Source organism: Corynebacterium sp. LK33, from assembly GCF_014334955.1.
GTDB lineage: Bacteria > Actinomycetota > Actinomycetes > Mycobacteriales > Mycobacteriaceae > Corynebacterium > Corynebacterium jeikeium_D.
Genome location: NZ_PDGU01000007.1, coordinates 62414 through 82694, shown reverse-complemented (window position 1 = coordinate 82694; position 20281 = coordinate 62414). Strand labels below are relative to the sequence as shown.

At 59.7% G+C, this 20281-nt stretch carries 15 protein-coding genes; 10 read left to right on the top strand and 5 right to left on the bottom strand.

Features of this window, described 5'->3' with window-relative positions; all coding sequences use genetic code 11:
- The first annotated feature begins 175 nt into the window (after nt 1–175).
- From ileS to CRD20_RS01280, 3 genes are all read left to right on the top strand, one after another.
- Nucleotides 176–3436, top strand: a complete 3261-nt coding sequence (gene ileS, locus CRD20_RS01290) for an isoleucine--tRNA ligase (protein WP_083276346.1) — start codon at nt 176–178, stop codon at nt 3434–3436.
- 15 nt (nt 3437–3451) lie between these two features.
- Nucleotides 3452–4918, top strand: coding sequence for a DNA polymerase IV (locus CRD20_RS01285; RefSeq protein ID WP_049190455.1), 1467 nt, complete (start codon nt 3452–3454; stop codon nt 4916–4918).
- Between the two features lie 66 nt (nt 4919–4984).
- Nucleotides 4985–5647, top strand: coding sequence for a sugar O-acetyltransferase (locus CRD20_RS01280; RefSeq protein ID WP_101687505.1), 663 nt, complete (start codon nt 4985–4987; stop codon nt 5645–5647).
- Between the two features lies 1 nt (nt 5648).
- Here the strand turns inward: CRD20_RS01280 and CRD20_RS01275 are convergent, their stop codons facing one another.
- Entirely contained in the window at nt 5649–6635 is a 987-nt protein-coding gene (locus tag CRD20_RS01275; protein WP_187404706.1) for an asparaginase, read from the bottom strand.
- A gap of 124 nt (nt 6636–6759) precedes the next feature.
- Between CRD20_RS01275 and CRD20_RS01270 the strand changes: the two genes are divergently transcribed.
- Nucleotides 6760–7503: a hypothetical protein gene (locus tag CRD20_RS01270; RefSeq protein ID WP_255468663.1), complete on the top strand. Its 744-nt coding sequence runs from the start codon at nt 6760–6762 to the stop codon at nt 7501–7503.
- 171 nt (nt 7504–7674) lie between these two features.
- On the opposite strand, the gene CRD20_RS01265 is transcribed toward CRD20_RS01270, so the two are convergent.
- The gene (locus CRD20_RS01265; RefSeq protein ID WP_255468662.1) at nt 7675–8703 is read right to left on the bottom strand and encodes a hypothetical protein; all 1029 of its coding nucleotides are present in this window, start codon (nt 8701–8703) and stop codon (nt 7675–7677) included.
- 90 nt (nt 8704–8793) lie between these two features.
- Here CRD20_RS01265 and lspA point away from each other — a divergent pair, with 90 nt between their 5' ends.
- The 4 genes from lspA (at nt 8794) to rarD (ending at nt 12157) form a co-directional block, all read left to right on the top strand.
- Nucleotides 8794–9363 carry a signal peptidase II gene (lspA, locus tag CRD20_RS01260; RefSeq protein WP_070600855.1) on the top strand — a complete coding sequence of 190 codons (570 nt, stop codon included), beginning with the start codon at nt 8794–8796 and terminating at the stop codon, nt 9361–9363.
- 68 nt (nt 9364–9431) lie between these two features.
- A complete protein-coding gene (locus tag CRD20_RS01255) occupies nt 9432–10343 on the top strand; it encodes an RluA family pseudouridine synthase (RefSeq protein WP_187404749.1) in 912 nt (303 codons plus the stop codon).
- Nucleotides 10340–11065, top strand: coding sequence for a hypothetical protein (locus tag CRD20_RS01250; protein ID WP_048734791.1), 726 nt, complete (start codon nt 10340–10342; stop codon nt 11063–11065). Before CRD20_RS01255 ends, CRD20_RS01250 begins: the two co-directional genes overlap by 4 nt.
- Before the next feature lie 123 nt (nt 11066–11188).
- Nucleotides 11189–12157: an EamA family transporter RarD gene (gene rarD, locus CRD20_RS01245; RefSeq protein ID WP_187404703.1), complete on the top strand. Its 969-nt coding sequence runs from the start codon at nt 11189–11191 to the stop codon at nt 12155–12157.
- Here rarD and CRD20_RS01240 read toward each other — a convergent pair.
- From CRD20_RS01240 to CRD20_RS01230, 3 genes are all read right to left on the bottom strand, one after another.
- Entirely contained in the window at nt 12154–13581 is a 1428-nt protein-coding gene (locus CRD20_RS01240; RefSeq protein WP_187404702.1) for a D-arabinono-1,4-lactone oxidase, read from the bottom strand. The two genes, rarD and CRD20_RS01240, sit on opposite strands and share 4 nt — an antisense overlap.
- Nucleotides 13578–14867, bottom strand: coding sequence for an alanine racemase (locus CRD20_RS01235; protein WP_187404701.1), 1290 nt, complete (start codon nt 14865–14867; stop codon nt 13578–13580). The genes CRD20_RS01240 and CRD20_RS01235 overlap by 4 nt, the downstream gene beginning before the upstream one ends.
- A gap of 96 nt (nt 14868–14963) precedes the next feature.
- On the bottom strand, nt 14964–15128 hold the full coding sequence (locus CRD20_RS01230; RefSeq protein WP_181895422.1) for a hypothetical protein: 165 nt from the start codon (nt 15126–15128) through the stop codon (nt 14964–14966).
- 243 nt (nt 15129–15371) lie between these two features.
- Between CRD20_RS01230 and dnaE the strand changes: the two genes are divergently transcribed.
- Together dnaE and ilvA are read left to right on the top strand one after the other, a co-directional pair.
- The gene (dnaE, locus tag CRD20_RS01225) at nt 15372–18929 is read left to right on the top strand and encodes a DNA polymerase III subunit alpha (RefSeq protein WP_016422978.1); all 3558 of its coding nucleotides are present in this window, start codon (nt 15372–15374) and stop codon (nt 18927–18929) included.
- Between the two features lie 56 nt (nt 18930–18985).
- Complete coding sequence (gene ilvA / locus CRD20_RS01220) at nt 18986–20281, top strand: threonine ammonia-lyase IlvA (protein ID WP_049190440.1); 1296 nt, start codon at nt 18986–18988, stop codon at nt 20279–20281.

Sequence of the window (20281 nt, the reverse complement as noted above, 5' to 3'; positions counted from 1 at the left end):
CCGTTACAAAGCCTTATTAAATAAGCGGGCTATCGCGTGAAGCCGCATGGTTCTTGTTCGCAAGAACCGTCGTAAAGCGTGATGCCAAGCGGGGTGGTACCGCGCGAGACTCCTTTTCAGCGTCACCAGTAACAACGCTGAAGGGGCTAGGCATGCGTCCCCGTGGTGAGTATTAATGATGTTCGACCACGGAAGTGACGTAGAAACGGTGTCTAATTCGAACGATGTAAATGCCTCTGCTGAGGCCACTCCGGCAGGTGGCGCGTATCCGCGCACTGCTGACTTTGGTAAGTACACCTCCAGCCCGAAGTTTCCGGAACTGGAGGAAAAGGTTCTGGAGTACTGGGGCAAGGACAGCACTTTCCAGGCCTCTATCGATCAGCGTAATGGTGCTGACGAATACGTCTTTTATGATGGCCCGCCGTTCGCCAACGGTCTACCGCACTACGGTCACCTGCTGACCGGTTACGTCAAGGACATTGTTCCGCGTTACAAGACCATGCGTGGCTACCAGGTTGGTCGCGTCTTTGGCTGGGACTGCCATGGTCTGCCGGCTGAGCTGGAGGCAGAGAAGCAGCTCGGTATTAAGGACAAGGGCCAGATCGAGGAAATGGGTCTGGCTAACTTCAACAAGTACTGCGCTGAGTCGGTGCTGCGGTACGCGGGCGAGTGGAAGGAATATGTCACTCGTCAAGCGCGTTGGGTTGATTTCGACGGCGGATACAAGACCATGGACATGAGTTACATGGAGTCCGTGATTTGGGCCTTCAAGGAGCTCTACAACAAGGGCCTGGTCTACCAGGGATTCCGCGTGCTGCCGTACTCCTGGGCAGAGCACACCCCGCTGTCCAACCAGGAGACCCGCCTGGATGACTCCTACAAGATGCGGCAGGACCCGACCCTGACCGTGACCTTCCCGTTCACCGGCGCCAAGGCAGGCTCGGCAGCGGAGAAGACGCTGGCGGATAACCCGGTGCTTGCTGACACTGCGGCTATCGCATGGACCACCACGCCGTGGACGCTGCCGTCCAACCTTGGTCTGGCCGTGAACCCGAAGGTCACCTACGCCGTAGTTAAGGTCGGCGAGGATTCCTCCGTGCCGGAGTTTGCAGGTAAGACCTTCCTGCTGGCAGAAGCGCTGATTGGTGCCTACGCCAAGGAATTGGGCAAGGAACACGAGGTCGTGGCTACCTTCGCTGGTGCTGACCTGGAAGGTCTGACCTACCAGCCGATCTTCGACTACTTCGCAGATCACCCGAACGCTTTCCAAATCATGGTGGCCGATTATGTCACCACCGAGGACGGTACTGGTGTGGTCCACCAGGCGCCGGCCTTCGGTGAAGACGATATGAACACCTGTAATGAATACGGCATTGATGTCATCATTCCGGTGGACATGGACGGTAAGTTCACTTCGCAGGTGCCGGAGTACCAGGGCAAGTTGGTCTTTGACGCCAACAAGGACATCATCCGTGACCTGAAGGCCGCTGGCCGCGTCGTCCAGCACCGCACCATCGAGCACTCCTACCCGCACTCCTGGCGTTCGGGCGAGCCGCTGATCTACATGGCACTGCCGAGCTGGTTTGTGTCCGTTACCAAGATCCGCGAGCGCATGGTGGAGCTCAACCACAACGAGATTGAGTGGATGCCGGAGCACGTCCGCGACGGTCAGTTCGGCAAGTGGCTCGAGGGCGCACGTGACTGGAACATCTCCCGTACCCGCTACTGGGGATCGCCTATTCCGGTGTGGGTTTCCGACAACGACGAGTACCCGCGTGTCGACGTCTACGGTTCTCTCGATGAGCTGGAGGCGGACTTCGGCGTTCGCCCGACCACACTGCACCGTCCGGAGATTGACGAGCTGGTTCGCCCGAACCCGGACGACCCGACCGGTAAGTCCATGATGCGCCGCGTCCCGGATGTCTTGGATGTCTGGTTCGACTCCGGTTCCATGCCGTTTGCGCAGTTCCACTACCCGTTCGAGAACAAGGAGTGGTTCGAGTCCCACGCACCGGCCGACTTCATTGTGGAATACATCGGCCAGTCCCGCGGCTGGTTCTACCTGCTTCACGTCCTGTCGGTTGCACTGTTCGACCGCCCGGCGTTCAAGAAGGTCGTCGCCCACGGCATCGTGTTGGGCGATGACGGCAACAAGATGAGTAAGTCCAAGCGCAACTACCCGGACGTCAACGAGGTCTTCGACCGCGACGGCTCCGACGCCATGCGCTGGTTCCTCATGTCCAGCCCGATCCTGCGCGGCGGCAACCTGATTGTCACCGAGCAGGGTATTCGTGAGGGCGTGCGCCAGGCGCTGCTGCCGATGTGGAACGCATACTCGTTCCTGCAGCTCTACGCTTCCAAACCGGCCGAGTGGTCGGTAGACTCCGACAACATCCTGGACAAGTACATCCTGGCCAAGCTTGCAGCAACCGTCCGTGCTGTTACTGAGTGCCTGGACAACACTGACATTGCTTCTGCCACCGATGAGGTCCGTCAGTTCTGTGACGCACTGACCAACTGGTACGTGCGCCGCTCCCGCGACCGCTTCTGGGCCGGCGATGTCAAGCACCCAGAGGCCTTCAATACCTTGTACACGGTGCTGGAGGTTCTCACCCGCGTGGCTGCTCCGCTGCTGCCGATGGCCACCGAGGTCATCTGGCGCTCGCTCACTGGCGGCCGCTCGGTGCACCTGGAGGATTGGCCGGACGTCGACAAGCTGCCGACCGATGACGAACTCGTTGAGTCCATGGACATTGTCCGCAATGTCTGCTCGGCAACATCGCGCATCCGCAAGGCCAACCAGCTGCGTAACCGCCTGCCGCTGAAGAAGCTGACCCTGGCATTCCCGGATGCCGAGCGTCTGCGTGAGTACACCGACATCGTTTCCTCCGAGGTCAACGTCGACAAGGTGGAGTTCACCTCCGACGTGGACTCGGTGGGACGATTCGAGGTCTCCGTCAACGCTCGCGTGGCCGGTCCGCGCCTGGGTAAGGACGTCCAGAAGGTCATTAAGGCTGTGAAGTCTGGCAACTATGAGGTTGTCGACGGCGCGGTTGTCGCCGATGGCATTCCGCTGCAGGAGGGCGAGTACACCCGCAACCTGGTCGCGATCTCGCCGGATTCCACCGCTGAGGTCGACGGCGTCAATGGCCTGGTTGTGCTCGACACTGAGCTCGACGAGGACCTGGAGTCCCGCGGTTGGGCCGCTGACCGCATCCGTGGTCTGCAGGATGCCCGCAAGAACGCTGGCCTTGAGGTCACCGACCGCATTTCGGTGAAGTTGCAGGTGCCGGCCGAGCGTGAGGAGTGGGCCAACCGCCACGCTGACCTCATCGCCCGCGAGGTTCTCGCAACCGCTTTCGAGGTCGTCGCTGGCGGAGAGTCGCTGAGCTACGACGTGGCGGACGGCTGCTCGGCGGATATTGCCAAGCAGTAGGGGAGAGTAATCTCTATGCCGACTTCCGGGCGGTGGGTTCTGCACATCGACATGGACGCGTTCTTCGCGTCCGTCGAGCAGCTCACCCGCCCGACTCTGCGCGGGCGGCCAGTCCTCGTCGGCGGACTGGGCGGTCGAGGTGTGGTCGCCGGTGCCTCCTATGAGGCCCGCGCGTACGGCGCGCACTCGGCTATGCCGATGGCTCGCGCACGTCGTCTCATGCCACCGACCGCAGTGACGGTCAGCGCGCGCAAGGGCATCTACGGGCCGGTGTCGCGCCGCGTGTTCTCTGTAATCCGCGAGCGCGTGCCCGTGGTCGAGCAGCTCAGCGTCGACGAGGCTTTCATGGAACCCGAAGAGCTTCAGGGAGCCTCGAAGGAGCAGGTCATTGCCTGGGCGGAGCAGCTGCGGACAGATATCCGGCGGGAGACCGGCTTGGCCTCGTCGATAGGCGCGGGCGCGGGCAAGCAGTTCGCGAAAATTGCTTCCGGCCTGGCGAAACCCGATGGCGTGTACGTGCTGGACCCCGCACGCAATCACGAGCTACTACACCCATTGCCGGTAGAGAAGCTCTGGGGTATTGGCCCTGTCACCGCTGCGAAACTGCACACGCTGGGCGTGGAGACGATCGGTGATTTTGCCGCCATGTCCCAGCGCGATGTCGAGGTTTCGCTGACATCCAAAACCGGTGTGATGCTGTGGCAGCTGGCGCAGGGGACGGACGATCGGCCGGTTAAGGAGCGCGATGTCGCCAAGTCTGTATCGGCGGAGTACACCTATCCTGAGGATTTGGAGTCGCAGGCCCAGCTCCACACCGCCGTCGATCGCGCAGGTGAGTCCGCATTTCGACGGCTCAAGAAAGATGGCCGTGGTGCTCGCACCATCACTTGCAAGGTGCGTCTGTCTGACCTGAGCATCCATACCCGATCTGAGACGCTCGCCTACGCCACACAGGATTTCGACACCCTCATGGCGGTGGCGCACCGAATCGCGTTCACGCCCGCGGAGGTCGGCCCAGTGCGACTGGTGGGCGTCGGTTTCTCCGGGCTGGATTCGCACATACAAGAAGTCCTGTTTCCTGAGCTCGACCGCGCAATCACCGTCGAAGATCGAGTGCCAGCACCTGCGCTTTCCGACGCTCCCGCCGGCCTGGTCGAGCTATCTGGAACCGGTGCGTTGCCGACCGTTCGGCTTTCCGACTCCAAGTGGGCACCCACCTCGGACGTACACCACAGCGAGTATGGACATGGTTGGGTGCAGGGGTCGGGCCACGGGATTGTGACTGTCCGCTTTGAAAGCCGCACCAGCGGCCCCGGGCGCATGATTACGCTGAAGGAAGACGACCCGGAGCTGCGCCCGTGCTCCGCGGTGTGCAGTTTGGACTGGCCGGAGTGGCTGGCATCCGACGAAGCAGCAGCTCTCGACTTGCCGCAACCTGAACGGGAAAGCGAAGACGAACTCGGCCCCGACGCGGATGCTTGATGCGGTTGCCTGCCTCGATGCCGTTCGCAGCGCTCTGTTTATGCGCTGTCCGTAAACTGGGGCATTATGACTACCGCATCCCGCATCGCAGAGCTCGAGGCAGCTCGCCGCGCCTCATTGCGCAACACCGATCGAGATCCGAATCCGTCGACCACACTTCCCGACGACGGTCTGGATAACCGCCAGCGCATGTTGAACGGTCAGTGGTATATCGCCGATCATCCGGAATCACAGGCTCTGAACGCGCGAATTGGCCAGGTGGCTGCTGAATTTGAGGTCGCGTTCCGCGAAGACCAGCAGGCAGCACAGCAAGTGCTGGCACCGGCATTGGGGTCTTTCGGAGAGAGCAGCACCGTTCGCCCGCCCATTTACCTGGACTACGGCGATAACATCCACATCGGCGACAACGTTTTCATCAACTTTGGGCTCACCGCACTTGACGTGGTGAAGGTGACAATCTGCGACTACGCGCAGCTCGGGCCCAACGTGCAGCTACTTCCACCAGTACACCCACTGGGAGCTGAGGCCCGCGCCGCTTATCTAGAGTCTGGAGATGGAATCATCATCGGACGCAATGCCTGGATCGGTGGCGGAGCCATCATCCTGGGCGGTGTACACGTCGGCGACAATTCCGTGGTCGCCGCGGGTGCCGTGGTGACTAAGGACGTTCCCGCGGGCGTAGTCGTGGCTGGAAACCCGGCGAAAATCATCCGCATCATCGAGGCGTGAATTAGAACAGCGTCTGCGGATGCACATTCGCAGCCAGCGCGGCGGCGAGAATGATGCGCGCCTGCGGTGCATGCACGCAACCAGCGCTAATCACACCGTGCCGAGCCAGCGTCGCACCGCCACCGGCACCGCCGTAGGCGGCGTGGACATCACCGCGCGGAACGCGCGTTGCCATCACGACGGTCACATCAGCCGCAATGGCCCGGTCAATGGCAGCGGCAAACTCATCGGAGACATTGCCCGACCCCAGGCCCTCTACGACAATGCCGCGTGCACCGGCGGCGACTGCCGAATCCAGCAGTGATCCATCTGCACCCAAGTAGGCGGGGATAATCTCTACCTTCGAGCCCGCCAAAGCCGCCAGAGGCAGCGGATCTGGACGAACCGGCTCCTCCGGTGCATTAGTGGCAAAAGCCAAAGGATCGGTTGTGTGCCACTTCGTCGCACCTCGTACCGGCAAGACTGCGTGGCCAAAGACAATAAGAACGCCAATTCCCTGCGCAGAGGCATCGGAAGCAATGGTCACGGCCTCAAAGAGGTTCCCCGGTCCGTCGGTTTCCGGATGATCATAGGGAAGTTGTGCACCAGTAAAGACAACCGGACGCGAGTCAGCATGGAAAATATCGGCAGCCATGGCCGTTTCCTCCATCGTGTCCGTGCCATGAGTTACGACGACACCGTCCACGGAGTCGTCGTCAAGCACTTCGTGAATAGTGGCGAGAATACGGTCAACGTCGGTGAACGCGAGATTCGACGAGTCCAGCATCCCGAGCTCACAAACCTCCAGCTCTAACATGCCCTCTGGATAACGCTGCGCGACCGCTGCGACGAGCTCCGTGCCCGAGATGGTCGGGGTTAGCGCACCGCTGCGATCCGTGGTGCAGGCGATGGTGCCGCCGGTGGTGATGACAACGATTCGGCGAGGGGCGGCCGTGCTAGACGAGGCCGAGCTAGCCGGGGAATGATCCTGAGTCGACATGTCCACCATCTTACCTAGGCGATGTTTTGGCCTTGTGTAGGATTATGGAAGGCGTGAAGCCAGCAAATCTTCATGCAGATTTTATTGGAGTAGTGCACATATGAAAGTCCCCTGCAACCAGCGCGTTAGCGGAATGCGTTGGCGCACAGCGCGTGGTGTGACAGTAGCGGCGATGGTCTCGGTCAGCGCACTTGGGATCGCTGCCTGCGGTGGCGGCAATACTGCAGCGCCGACGACTGAATCGAAGACATCCAGCTCGGCGGAACCAGTCATCATGCTGCCGACGCGCGCAGAGCTTAACGACGTCCTCGCACGCCTTATCAACCCCGATTTACCTATCGAGGAAAAGGCGCTGACCATCGAGGACGGAGATACTGCCGGCGATTTCTTCGACATTGTCACCAATAGTGCCAATGAGCAGGAAATCAGCTTTGATGTCATTGATCCGATCACGCCCGGCTTCACGACGAAGCAGGCCGTAGCCGGCGTCAATATCCTCCGCCCGGAGGAAGATCCGATGCTCGTGGATCAGGTGGACTTCATTTACAGGGATGGCCGTTGGATGCTGAGCAAGGAATGGGCCTGCAACCTGGCATCGACGCTTGATCCGGAGCACAAGCCTGGGTTCTGCCTCGCGCCGGGCGAAACCCCTCCGCCGCCGCCTGAGCCGGAGGAAGAAGCCCCAGTTGAAGAGGCTCCGGTCGAGGAGGCCCCAGCACCGGTCGAGGAGCCAGCCCCGGCTCCGGCGCCCGAACCACCCGCTGAGGAAGTTCCGCCTCCTGCACCTGAACCGCCGGCTGAGGAGGTCCCGCCTCCTGCGCCGGCCCCGGCTCCGGCTCCGGCGGAGGACGCGCCTCCTCCGCCTCCACCGGCTTAGGCGCCGTCGGGCCAGGTATCACAGCCTAGTCCGGTCGGGTGCACTGGGGCAGACAAAAGAAAGTGTCTAGGTTTATGACAGTTCCGCCCATTTTTTGGGCAGAAAAGTGACATAAACCTAGACACTTTCTCGTCTTCTAACCTTGCGCTGGCCAGAGCTATTTCTTCTGGGCTACTTCTTCGACCCGCTGCCGTCCTTAAACTCCAGCCCGCGGTGCGTCTGCTGAGTGATGCGCACATCGGAGTTGCCGTCGCCGTAGGTCACGGAGGTCACAAAGTCGATGTTGCCCTTCATCGGAAGCGGCTTAGTCAGGTCGATGGTGACGCGGTCGGCAAGCATGTCAGTCGTGGCCTCGACAACCTTCAGTGCCCCCTCGCCGCCAGTGTCCAACTCGGTGACGGTTGGCACCTGCTTGACATCGACCTTCAAATTAACAATGTCGCCCGCACGGCTGAGCAGGGTATAGGTCACCTTCTGCGTCATCGTGGTCTGGCCTTCGACCTCGCTTTCGACCGTCCAGGTCGCATCCTTTCCGATGTCCTCGGAAGGGAAGACGATAGGTACGGAATGCAGCTGCTGCAGCGCCATCTCCACACCAGCGCGAGCGGTGTCGGTCGCCTTCTCCGGCGCTCCCAGCTTGAGTTCCTTAACCTCACCTGTGGCCGTTGTTGACCAATCAGAGATAAAGCCCTGTGCGGTAGCGATATCCTCATTCAGCTCATCGTTGGAGCCGTGTGGCTTACCCACCTCTGACGTCACCACACGAGTATCGTTATCGCTGGTAACGGCGCTGGTCAGGGGGATTTCCAGGCGGGTGTCCGGGAACGTCTGGTCGCTATCGGCGTTTCCGCCACGCTGCGCGAAGCCCTGCGTCACCGCCACGGTCGACTCCTGCTCTGCACCGTCGTCCTTCCAGCGCACGCTCGCCAGCTCACCGCTACCAGCACTGGTCAATTCGACCTTGGGTTGTGCAACGTCCACGGGTTGTGTTTTCACCGAGCTTTCCGACGAGCACGCGGCCAGTGACACCACAGTGGTAGCGGCAACAACAGCGGTGCCGACCCTCGCCAGCAAGCCACGCTTGGTGTGACCAGGTTGGTCGCTGCGGCTAGGTCGACGGAACCACGAGGAGGTGGATTCTCCTGCACGTCGTAAAGCAGAGGAGGCCGGAACAAACTGAGATTGGAAACGTCGAGTCACACCGGTTAGCGTACCGGTTTCGCGGTGGATAGGAACCACCCGGGCGGTGTCAGTTGGCTGAATATGGGTTTGTTAGGCCATTATGGGACAGTGACTAAGAAGGAAACGAGGACATATTTCCCGCGGCGGGGGATTCTCGCTGTGGTTATTGTGTCAGTTGCGATCATTGATCAGCTGACCAAGATTATCGCTTTGAAGACTCTCGATGGCCGTCCTGCGGTGCAGGTGATCGGCGATCTCTTCGAGTTGCGGCTCGTTTTTAACCCTGGTGCGGCCTTTTCCTTTGGCACGAACGCCACCTGGGTTTTTACCACGTTGCAGCTGGTTTACATCCTGGCTGTGATGTGCTTTTCCCATTGGCTGCGCAGTCCTATATCGGCGACTGCAGCGGGGCTTATTGCTGGTGGTGCGCTGGGCAACCTCATCGATAGGCTGTTTCGGGAACCCGGTTTCTACGTCGGCCACGTCGTCGATTTCCTGTCGGTGAAGGGTTTTGCCGTATTTAATATCGCGGACTCCGCGATTACAGTGGGCGTTATTATCCTCGTTATCTGGATGGTTTTTTCCAAGGAGCCGGATCTCTTCGCTGATCAGATTGCAGCGGAGAAGAAATCTTCCCAGACGGATCAGAAGCAGTCGGCGGAGGGAGGACAGCAGTGAACGACAATGCAGTAAATACCGGTGCAGCACTCGGGGGAGCGCACCAGCCCGACCGAGAAACCCGGCAGATGCCCGTTCCACCGGGCTTGGTCGGTATGCGGGTAGACGCCGGTGTGGCTAAGTTGCTGGGACTCTCGCGCACAGCGGTGGCTGATTTGGCAGCGGCTGGGGACATCACGGTCGATGGCGTGAGCGTTGGTAAGTCCGACCGATTGGAAGAAAACGCTTTCCTCTCTGTGTTGTTGCCGCCGGTGGAAAAGCCATTGGTTCCCAAAGAGGAACTCGTCGAGGGCATGGACGTGCTCTACCACGACTCCGATTTGGTGGCTGTTCACAAGCCTGTCGGTGTGGCCGCACATCCGTCGGTCGGTTGGGAAGGCCCAACGGTTATCGGCGGACTGGCGGCTGCTGGTTTCCGCATTTCTACCTCCGGTCCGCCCGAGCGAAAAGGCATCGTGCATCGCCTCGATGTTGGCACCTCTGGCGTGATGGTTGTCGCCTGCTCCGAACGGGGCTACTCCGTGCTCAAGCGGGCGTTCAAAAACCGTGAGGTGTCCAAGACCTATCACGCTCTGGTTCAGGGGCATCCGGATCCGCTGTCGGGGACAATTGATGCGCCGATTGGCCGTCATCCTTCGGCGGGTTGGCGCTTTGCCGTCCGCCAGGATGGCAAGCATGCTGTGACGCACTACGAAACGCTTGAGGCCTTCGCCCCAGCAACGCTGCTGAAGGTGAATCTAGAGACTGGGCGCACGCACCAGATTCGCGTGCACTTCTCTGCGCTGAATCACCCATGCTGCGGCGATCCCATGTACGGTTCCGATCCGGCATTGGCCAAGCGGCTGGGGCTCAACCGCCAGTGGCTTCACGCGGTCTCGCTTGGTTTCCACCATCCGGCAGATGGGCGCTGGATGGAAATCGAATGTCCATACCCAGATGATTTGAACCACGCATTGGAAGTTTTGAGGCAGAGCGCATGACGCAGACCCCATCGGGATCCAAGAACCCACCACGCCGTGAAACTCGTGCGAAAAGCACTGGTGACGGCAGTATTTCGCCAGTGATGGCACTGATCTCTGGTTTCTGTGTTGTCATATTGGTGATTGTTTTAGCAGTCGCTTCGACTTCCGATCGGGTAAGCAAGCCGCAAAATCTCAACGGCGATGCGCTCGGCCCGGACCCGTGGGAAGCAACCGAGCAGTACGTAGAGCGTGCCGACGAGTCCCTCGCGAATATGAAGAAAGAGGACTACCGGCTAAAGACCGGCCAGCCAGTCGTGGAGGACCCGAAGTTCTGGGCGATGGTGACTTTTGACCGGCTGCTCGATGCGCAAGAAGCGGCACAGGTCTATGAAAAAGAGCCCTCTCTGCGAGTATCGACTGCAATCATCGGCGGTGTGAGCACCCGGTATTTGCCGCAGCCGAGTAAAACAGCGAGCGAAGAAAAGCTGCTGCAAGATCAGCTGGAGTTAGCGGCTGCTTACGCAGACGTCGCGATTGACGACGAACGGCTCGGCTTCAACGGGTTACTGGTCTATGGTGACGCTGAATCGTTGATGGATGTCAAGAAAATGCCCGATGTGAAAGCTGTCGAGGCGCTGCCATCAGATGCGGCGCGTGGCCGTTTTGGTATTCGCCCGGTGCTGAGTTCCGGCTTCACGGATAAAGATCCGCTCTTTGCGCCGGGGCTGAGCCAGAACTAAGCGGCCAGACCTAATAAAAGCCAGGACTAAGCGGCCAAGTCCAAACGACTAGGATGAAGCGGCTAGAACTCTGCCGCCAGTACGCAGTCAGTTTCAACAAGAACGAAAAGGAGTCAGTCAACAGTGATTCAGGCATTCGGTGCGTACCTTTTGTGGGCGCTGTTTCCGCTCTATTTCCCCTTGCTGGAACCAGCAGGGGCCGTAGAGATTTTGGCGCACCGATTCGTCTGGACCCTTGTCTTTATGGTCATTGCCCTCAGCTTCATGCGCGCATGGCCAGAGCTGAAGGCCGCGAGTGCCAAGACCTGGGGCACTATTTTTATTGCCGCACTGTTGATCTCCGTCAACTGGGGTGTGTACGTCTACCTGGTCAACAATGGGCAGGTGGCGGAGGCTGCGCTCGGCTACTTCATCAACCCGCTGGTCAGCGTTTTGTTGGCGATGATTTTCTTCCGTGAAAGCATCTCGCGGTTGCAGCTCGGCAGTGTCATCCTGGCAACCATTGCGGTCATTGTTCTCACAATTGGTGTGGGACATCCGCCGTTGGGTGCGCTGGCGCTGGCGTTCAGTTTCGGTTTTTACGGACTAATGAAGAAGCGGGTATCGCTTTCCTCCGCAGCTTCGCTGACGGCCGAGTCCGCCGTAATCACACCGATTGCTCTGGCCTACATCCTCTGGTTGACCTACAACGGGCAGAGCACGTTTACCTCCGAAGGAACAGGCCACACGCTACTCATGATGAGCGCCGGTGTTGCTACCGCCATTCCGTTGCTGCTCTTCGGCGAAGGTGCCAAACGCCTGCCGCTGGCCACCTTGGGTCTGATGCAGTACCTCACTCCGGTTCTCCAAATCACCCTGGCAGTCACTGTGCTGGGCGAGCAGCTCGAACCGGAGCGCTGGATCGGGTTCTTCATCATCTGGGGTGCCGTCGCGCTGTTCATCTGCGATCTCATCCTGAAGATGCGGCGCCAGAGGCGGGTTCGCCGGGAACTCCGCAAGGCCGGTGTTGAACCGGCCGCGGTTTCCGACGATGCCGCCAACCAGACGGATGGGGCGGTTACCCGGGACGTCGTAAAGCCGGCAGATAATTAGCAGAAAAGTTCGCGCAGGTGCTCGTTGAGGAAGATTCCCTGCGGGTCGACCTTTTCCCGTAGTGCCTGGACCTCGCCGAACAGCGGATAACGTTCCGCGAAATCCTCTGCGCGAAGCGTGTGCAATTTGCCCCAGTGCGGGCGACCTTCGTGGGCCTTGAAAATCGGCTCGATGAGGTTGAAGTACTCTCGGTAGTTTTCCTTCCAGTAGCGGTGGATGGCGATGTAGGCACTGTCGCGACCGTACGCAGTGGACAGGGCCACATCATCGGCTTTCGCGGAGCGCACCTCGATGGGGAAGGAGACTTTCATCCTCTTGCGGGCAATTGCGTCGCGGATTTCCCCGAGGACATCGGAAGCGGCCTCGAGCGGGACGGAGTACTCCATCTCGGAGAAACGCACTCGGCGCGGCGAGACAAAGACCTTGTGCGCCTCGTTGGAATAGCGGCGCTCTGGCACGGTGTTGGTGGCAATCCGGTTGATGGTGTCGGTCGTAGCGGGAATGGCCTTAGCAATCTCGCAGCACGCCAAGAGTCCCATGTTGTTGACGACTTCGTCGTTAAGATACGTACGCGCGCTGCCCAGGCGCTGCTTCAGGCTATTGCGGCTCGGGCGGCGGTGGCGCTGCGGTTCAATGCGAGTATTGTGCTTGACCAGCGTCTCGCGCTGTCCCGGGAACCAGAAAAACTCCAGGTGGTCAGCTTCTTTGCAGCGCTCGGCGAAACTCTTGCGCAGGGAATCAAACTCTTCGCGGTGCTCGTCGGCGTGCAAATCAAACGCTGGCACGACGGACATCGTGACCTCCGTAAGCACGCCGAAGACACCCAGTCCCAGCCGGCCGAGGCGGTAGAGCTCGCCGTCGATTCCCTCAGCGTCCGGATGGCAGTGCCTGACGACGCCATCCGCGGTGACAATCTTGAATCCTTTCACGGTGCCCGCGAAGCCGGTGAATCCAAGCCCGGTGCCGTGTGTGCCAGTAGAGATAGCACCGGCCAGCGACTGCGGATCGACATCGCCCTGGTTGGGAAGTGCCCAACCGAGCGGGCGCAGAATACCTGGAGTGTCGCGCAGGCGAGTGCCGGCACGCAGCGTGGCGGTCTGGTTGGCGGCGTCGAGTTCGACCAGACCAGAGCAGCGGTCGAGTTGAATGCGGTGCCCATCGGTGGTGGCCACGGAAGTAAAAGAATGACCGGCCCCCAGCGGGCGCACCGTAGTCCCTTCGGTCTTCGCCGCTTTAATTACCGAGATGACACCCTCATCATCGTGCGGCTGATGAGTGTAGGACGGGGTGCACGATTGCGTGTGCGCCCAATTGCTCCAATGCGAGTTGGCGACGGCTTTCGCCTGCGCACGCCGACGTACGCGTGGTACTCGGGACTCAACTGTAGAGACTGTGAAGCGGGCGTTGTTGTGTGAATTGCTCATGTGAAGATCAATCCCTTTCCTCGGTACGTGGGCCAGTGGGCGATGATGGTGCCATCTCGAACTGCAATGACTTCTTGTGTGTGTTCGGCTATTTCGCCGGCCTTGGCGTGGCGGAACCACACGGGATCTCCCAGCGAAATTGCGTCGGCGGTCTTGCCGAGCAGCGGAGTCTGCACCTCACCTGGGCCTTCCTCTGCCGCGTAGCGCAGGTCAGTGGGGTACCAGGGGGTTGGCAGCCGGTCAGCTCCCGCCGGCCCAGAGGCAATTCGACCACCGCCGGACACCGTGACCACGCCCTTCTTAGGACGTCGCGTCGCCGGCAACACAAACCAGGACGCCGGGCGCAGATTGAATGCGCGATAGTTATCGAAGAGGGTTGGTGCCAGGAACCCCGACCCCGCCGCTGCCTCGGTGACTGCGGCCTCGGCGCACGTCGACTCCAGCGACCCCGTGCCACCACCGTTGACAAACTCCAGCGGCCCCGCCACTTTCTCGACTGCAGCGACAACCTTCTCGCGGCGCTTCGCCAACTCCTTCTTTGAGACGGCCTGCATCACTCGAATTGCGCGCGCACGCAGGGAGTTTCCGGCATCGCCCACTCCGGCAATGTGTCCCTCATACATCATGATTCCCGCCAGCTGCAGCTCCGGACGGGCAATAATCTGCTTGGCAAACGCCGCTGCCTGCTTCGGCGAGAACAGGCTTGAGCGCAGCGTACCGATATGCACGCCGGGGAGGGGACGAAAGGATGCGTCGACGTCCATGCACACGCGGATTGGCGCATTTTCGCTTGCCGACGACGCCAGCGCCTCCAGATGCTCGGGACGGTCAACCATGACGCAGATGGCGGCACGCGCTGCATCATCGTCGGCAAGCTCTGAGATAGCGCGGGCGTCAAGTGTTGGGTAGGCGACGACGATGTCGTCGCTAATGCCTTCTCGGAATAGGTACAGCGCCTCTGCCAGCGAATATGCCAGCACGCCCTGGAAACCGGGGAAGGCCAGGACGTGCGAAATAAGTTGTGGAATGCGAATTGATTTCGAGGCCACGCGGATAGGCATCCCGTTTGCACGGCGGAGCATATCGCGGGCATTGGCTTCGACCGCCGCGAGGTCGACGACGACTGCAGGAAGGGAAGTGCAGTTAAGCAGCGTGTCGGTAGCTAGTGGCGGGCGGGCTGTCTGGGACGTCTGCGACGGCAGCGCCTCAGGCAGGTGAGACATCGATGTCGGAGCCGGGCGGGATGTACCCGAGGACTCCGGGGCAGAAGCTCGAGAAAGTTTCATGCCCTAAAACGTAATCATTGAAAACCTGTACTGTCTTTGATTTTGAAAAGAAAGTCAGAATTTTGACCGGCAGAGTGTGTTAGGGCGGGCTATTAGCTAGACCAGCCAGCTATAACGGGCGGCGTCCATATCGGAGGTGATGACATCGCCATCGATGAGGTAGCCGGCGGCAACTGGGCGGCGGTCGATGGTTGCAAGAACCTCGTCAAGCTCGGGCTTGGGGAAGTAGGTGAAGTGGCCATCGGAAAGTGGTGCGAACACTGTATTGCTCCTTTGGTTCTTTGCTTGAGGGCAGTGTGTTTCTCTATGGCCGCGAGGAAATATGAGGACTTCCTCACGAACCGTGGTGTTGAGTATTGTCAACTGGTTTTGAAAAGTAAAGGAAAAGTAAGAGTGATGTTGCACACGTCTTTAGCTATAACTGTGCAGGCATAAGGGGCTGCTTCATTTTGGGTGTTCGAAGGAATCTTGTTCAGTCCGGGGGATTGTCTACAATCTGGACTCATGGCTAACTCCTCCTTCGTGCACCTCCACAATCACACCGAGTACTCCATGCTCGACGGTATGGCGAAGATTGATTTGCTTGCCGACGAGGTTGCGCGACAGGGAATGCCTGCGGTCGGTGTCACCGACCACGGCAATATGTTTGGCTCGAATGCGTTCTATCGGCAGATGAAGTCCAAGGGCATCAAGCCAATCATCGGCATTGAGGCATATATGGCGCCGGAGAGCCGTTTTAATAAAAAGCGCATTCAGTGGGGTGAACCGCATCAGCGTCGAGACGACGTCTCGGGTCGCGGTTCCTACTTGCACCAGACCATGTTGGCTGCGAATGCGCAGGGCCTGCGGAACCTGTTCTACCTGTCGTCGATGGCGTCGTATGAGGGGCAGATTAGTAAGTACCCGCGTATGGATGCCGAGTTGGTGGCGGAACGCGCCGAGGGCATTATCGCGACCACTGGTTGCCCGTCGGGTGATGTGCAGACGCGTCTGCGTCTGGGGCAGTTCGACGAGGCTCTGCAGGCCGCCGGTATGTGGCAGGACATCTACGGCAAGGAAAACTACTTCCTTGAACTGATGGATCACGGGCTGGATATTGAGACCCGTGTGCGCAGTGAGCTACTGGAGATTGGCCGGAAGCTGAACCTGCCGCCACTGGTTACGAATGACTGCCACTACGTCACCCGTGACCAGGCCAAGGCTCACGAGGCCATGCTCTGTGTGCAGACGGGCAAGACGCTCAATGACCCGGACCGTTTTAAGTTCGACGGTGATGGCTACTTTATTAAGTCCGCCGAAGAAATGCGCGCGACCTGGGATCACCTAGTCCCGGGTGCCTGCGATAACACGCTGCTCATCGCAGAGCGCGTCGAGGACTACGACGAGCTGTGGGAGGAGCACCCGCACGATCGCATGCCGAAGGCTGACGTTCCGGAGGGGGAGACGCCGACGACATGGCTGCATCACAACGTGATGGAGGGGCTGCGCAAGCGCTTTGAGGGCCGCGAGGTGCCGGAGGAGTACATCCGGCGCGCGGAGTACGAAATTGAGGTGATTGACGGTAAGGGCTACCCGTCGTACTTCCTTATCGTGGCGGAGCTGATTCGCCATGCCCGTGAGGTGGGCATCAAGGTTGGTCCGGGGCGTGGATCCGCTGCCGGTTCTTTGGTTGCATATGCGACGTGGATCACCAATATCGACCCGATTGAGCACGGTCTTCTCTTCGAGCGATTCCTGAACCCAGAGCGTCCGTCCGCGCCGGATATCGATATCGACTTCGACGACCGCCGCCGCGATGAGATGATTCGCTACGCGGCAGATCGCTGGGGCGAAGACAAGGTGGCGCAGGTGGTCACCTTCGGTACGGTGAAGACCAAGCAGGCTCTGAAGGACTCGGCGCGTGTGCAGTTCGGTCAGCCGGGTTACCAGATTGCAGACCGCATTACTAAGGCGCTGCCACCTGCGATTATGGCTAAGGACATTCCGCTGAGCGGCATCGTCGACCCGGAGCACCCACGCTACGGCGAGGCTGCCGAGGTTCGTCAGCTTATTGAAACCGACCCGGATGTGGCTCGAATTTACGAGACAGCCCGTGGTCTCGAGGGCGTCGTTAGGCAGACCGGCGTGCACGCTTGTGCCGTGGTGATGGCGTCGGTGCCACTCTTGGATCACATCCCGATGTGGAAGCGACAGGCTGACGGCGCGATTATCACTGGCTGGGACTATCCGGCGTGTGAGGCCATCGGTCTGTTGAAGATGGACTTCCTGGGTCTTCGAAACCTGACGGTTATCGGTGACTGTATTGAGCACATCAAGTCCAACCGAGGCGAGACAGTTCTGCTCGATGACCTTCAGACCGATGATCCAAAGGTCTATGAGCTCCTGTCACGTGGTGACACCCTCGGCGTGTTCCAGCTCGATGGTGGCGGAATGCGTGAGCTGCTCAAGCGCATGCAGCCAACGGGCTTCGACGACATCGTGGCATCGCTGGCGCTATACCGTCCGGGGCCGATGGGTGTGAACGCGCACTTTGACTACGCGGATATTAAGAATGGTCGCAAGCCTTATAACGCCATCCACGCGGAACTGGATGAGCAGCTGAAGGAAATCCTGGAAGAAACACACGGCCTGATCGTGTACCAGGAGCAGATCATGAAGATCTCGCAGAAGCTGGCGAATTACACCGCGGGCCAAGCAGATGGTTTCCGTAAGGCCATGGGTAAGAAGAAGCCCGAGGTGCTGGCCAAGGAGTTCGTGAACTTCGAAGGCGGCATGTTGGAAAATGGTTTCTCTAAGGATGCTGTCCAGAAGCTGTGGGATATTATTCTGCCCTTCGCTTCGTACGCGTTTAACAAGTCTCACGCGGCGGGCTACGGCCTGGTGTCCTACTGGACCGCGTATCTGAAGGCCAACTACACCGCTGAGTACATGGCGGCGCTGTTGACCTCGGTGGCGGATGATAAGAACAAGCTGGCTATTTATCTGTCGGACTGTCGCCACCTTGGCATTAAGGTGCTGCCGCCGGATGTCAATGAGTCGGGTATGGACTTCGAGCCGGTTGGTGAGGATATTCGCTTCGGCCTCGGCGCTATCCGCAACGTCGGCCATGATGTGGTCGCGTCGATTGTGAAGACGCGCGAGGAGAAGGGCAAGTTCACGTCGTTCTCGGACTACCTGGACAAGATTGAGACGCTGCCGTGTAACAAGCGCATCACTGAGTCGCTGATTAAGGCCGGCGCGTTCGACTCGCTGGGGCACCCACGAAAGGGTCTTGCGCTCATTCACGAAGAAGCTATTGACTCGGTGCTGTCGACCAAGAAGGCTGCAGACAAGGGACAGTTCGACCTGTTTGCGGGCTTCGGTGGGGAAGAGGACACCGGTTCGGAGAGCATCTTTGAAATCCGTGTGCCGGATGAAAAGTGGGATCGCAAGCACGAGCTGACCCTGGAACGAGAAATGCTGGGCCTCTATGTCTCCGGTCATCCACTCGATGGGTTCGAAGAATCGCTGGCCGCGCAGACTGATACCGCTTTGACCACGGTCGTCGGTGGGGAAGTCGCTAACAACACCGAAATCACTATTGGTGGCATTGTCTCTAGCGTTGACCGTCGCGTGAATAAGAACGGTCAGCCCTGGGCGATTATCGGTATTGAGGACCACAACGGCGCGCGCGTGGAAGTCATGGCTTTTGCGAGGACCTACGCGATGATTGCCACCAGCATTGCTGAAGACGCCATTGTGCTTATTCGTGCTCGCGTTCAGTACCGCGATGACCGCATGAGTGTGGTCTGTGATGACCTGAAGCTGCCGGATCTTGGCCGTAATGGCTCCACTTCGGCGCCGCTGCGTTTGACCATGCGCACTGATCAGTGCACTCCGGAGATGATTGCCAAGCTGAAGTCAGTACTGCTGGACAACCCAGGCGACTCCGACGTTTACCTCAAGCTTGTCGACGGCGATTCCCACACCACTTTGGTTCTCGGCGAGCACTTGCGGGTCGACCGGGACGCCAGCTTGATTGGTGATCTGAAGGCGACGATTGGGGCCAGCATTTTGGGGTAGCTTATCGTGGCCCTGATTGTCGCAACCGGTTGTATGACCGAGTAGAGTCATAGCTCATGAGTGAGAATTCCGTGCCTGCTTCCCAGACCGAACGCCGACTTGTCCACGCGGCCGATATTCAGATTGCGCAGGCACGAATTTCTTCGGTTATTGCGGCCACTCCGCTGCAGTTCAGCCCACGTCTTTCCGAAATCACCGGCGCTAAGGTATTCCTCAAGCGGGAAGACCTCCAGGACGTGCGCTCGTACAAGATTCGCGGTGCCTACAACGCCATGGTTCAGGTTACCGACGAAGAGCGAGCAGCAGGCGTCGTTGCGGCATCTGCAGGAAACCACGCTCAAGGCGTGGCATATGCCTGCCGCCAGCTGGGTATTAAGGGGCGCATCTATGTGCCCAATGCCACGCCGAAGCAGAAGCGCGACCGTATCGCTTACCACGGCCGCGATGCCGTTGAGATTGTCGTTGTCGGGGACTCCTTCGATGAGGCCGCTGCTGCGGCGCGTGCTGACGCACAGCGCACTGGTGCCACCATGGTGGAGCCATTCGACTCCTTCAACACCATCGTCGGACAAGGCACTGTCGCAGCTGAAATTATTGCGCAGCTCTCCGGTCAGGGGTTGACTCTGGATACCATCTGCGTACCGGTCGGTGGCGGTGGTCTGCTCAGCGGTGTCACCTCTTACCTGTCGGATATGTCGCCGAACACCCAGGTCATGGGTGTGGAACCTGCGGGTGCGGCCTGCATGCGCGCAGCCCTGGAGAACAATGGCCCGATTACGCTGGGGCACACCGATCCGTTCGTCGATGGCGCCGCGGTGGCCCGTTTCGGTGACCTGCCATGGCACATCCTGGAGGCCAACCGCAACCGCGTTCATCCGATGATTGCGCCGGAGGGCGCGGTCTGTGAGGCGCAGCTGGATCTCTATCAGAACGAAGGGATCATCGCTGAGCCGGCCGGTGCGCTGTCTGTGGCAGCTCTGGAGCAGATGCAGTTTGAACCGGACGAGGTTGTTGTCTGCATCATCTCGGGCGGTAATAACGACGTGCTGCGCTATGCCGAGATCATGGAGCGCTCGCTGGTCTACCGCGGCCTCAAGCACTACTTCCTGGTCAACTTCCCGCAGAAGCCCGGCCAGCTGCGTATGTTCCTCAGCGATGTTCTCGGCCCGGATGACGACATCTCGCAGTTCGAGTACCTCAAGCGCAACAACCGCGAAACTGGCGCGGCTCTTGTCGGTATTGAGCTACGTCGTGCCTCTGACCTCGAGGAATTGCTGGCACGCATGGATGCCTCGCCGCTGAAGTGCCGCCGACTGGTACCCGGCACACCAGAGTATGACTTTTTGACCTAG

Excerpts from the sequence above, each read along its gene's own strand:
- CRD20_RS01240 (WP_187404702.1), bottom strand. The coding sequence starts at position 13,581 with ATGAGCAATTCACACAACAACGCCCGCTTCACAGTCTCTACAGTTGAG.
- dnaE (WP_016422978.1), top strand. The coding sequence starts at position 15,372 with ATGGCTAACTCCTCCTTCGTGCACCTCCACAATCACACCGAGTACTCC.
- CRD20_RS01280 (WP_101687505.1), top strand. The coding sequence starts at position 4,985 with ATGACTACCGCATCCCGCATCGCAGAGCTCGAGGCAGCTCGCCGCGCC.
- CRD20_RS01255 (WP_187404749.1), top strand. The coding sequence starts at position 9,432 with ATGCCCGTTCCACCGGGCTTGGTCGGTATGCGGGTAGACGCCGGTGTG.
- CRD20_RS01250 (WP_048734791.1), top strand. The coding sequence starts at position 10,340 with ATGACGCAGACCCCATCGGGATCCAAGAACCCACCACGCCGTGAAACT.
- ileS (WP_083276346.1), top strand. The coding sequence starts at position 176 with ATGATGTTCGACCACGGAAGTGACGTAGAAACGGTGTCTAATTCGAAC.
- CRD20_RS01235 (WP_187404701.1), bottom strand. The coding sequence starts at position 14,867 with ATGAAACTTTCTCGAGCTTCTGCCCCGGAGTCCTCGGGTACATCCCGC.
- CRD20_RS01270 (WP_255468663.1), top strand. The coding sequence starts at position 6,760 with ATGCGTTGGCGCACAGCGCGTGGTGTGACAGTAGCGGCGATGGTCTCG.
- CRD20_RS01275 (WP_187404706.1), bottom strand. The coding sequence starts at position 6,635 with ATGGTGGACATGTCGACTCAGGATCATTCCCCGGCTAGCTCGGCCTCG.
- CRD20_RS01285 (WP_049190455.1), top strand. The coding sequence starts at position 3,452 with ATGCCGACTTCCGGGCGGTGGGTTCTGCACATCGACATGGACGCGTTC.
- ilvA (WP_049190440.1), top strand. The coding sequence starts at position 18,986 with ATGAGTGAGAATTCCGTGCCTGCTTCCCAGACCGAACGCCGACTTGTC.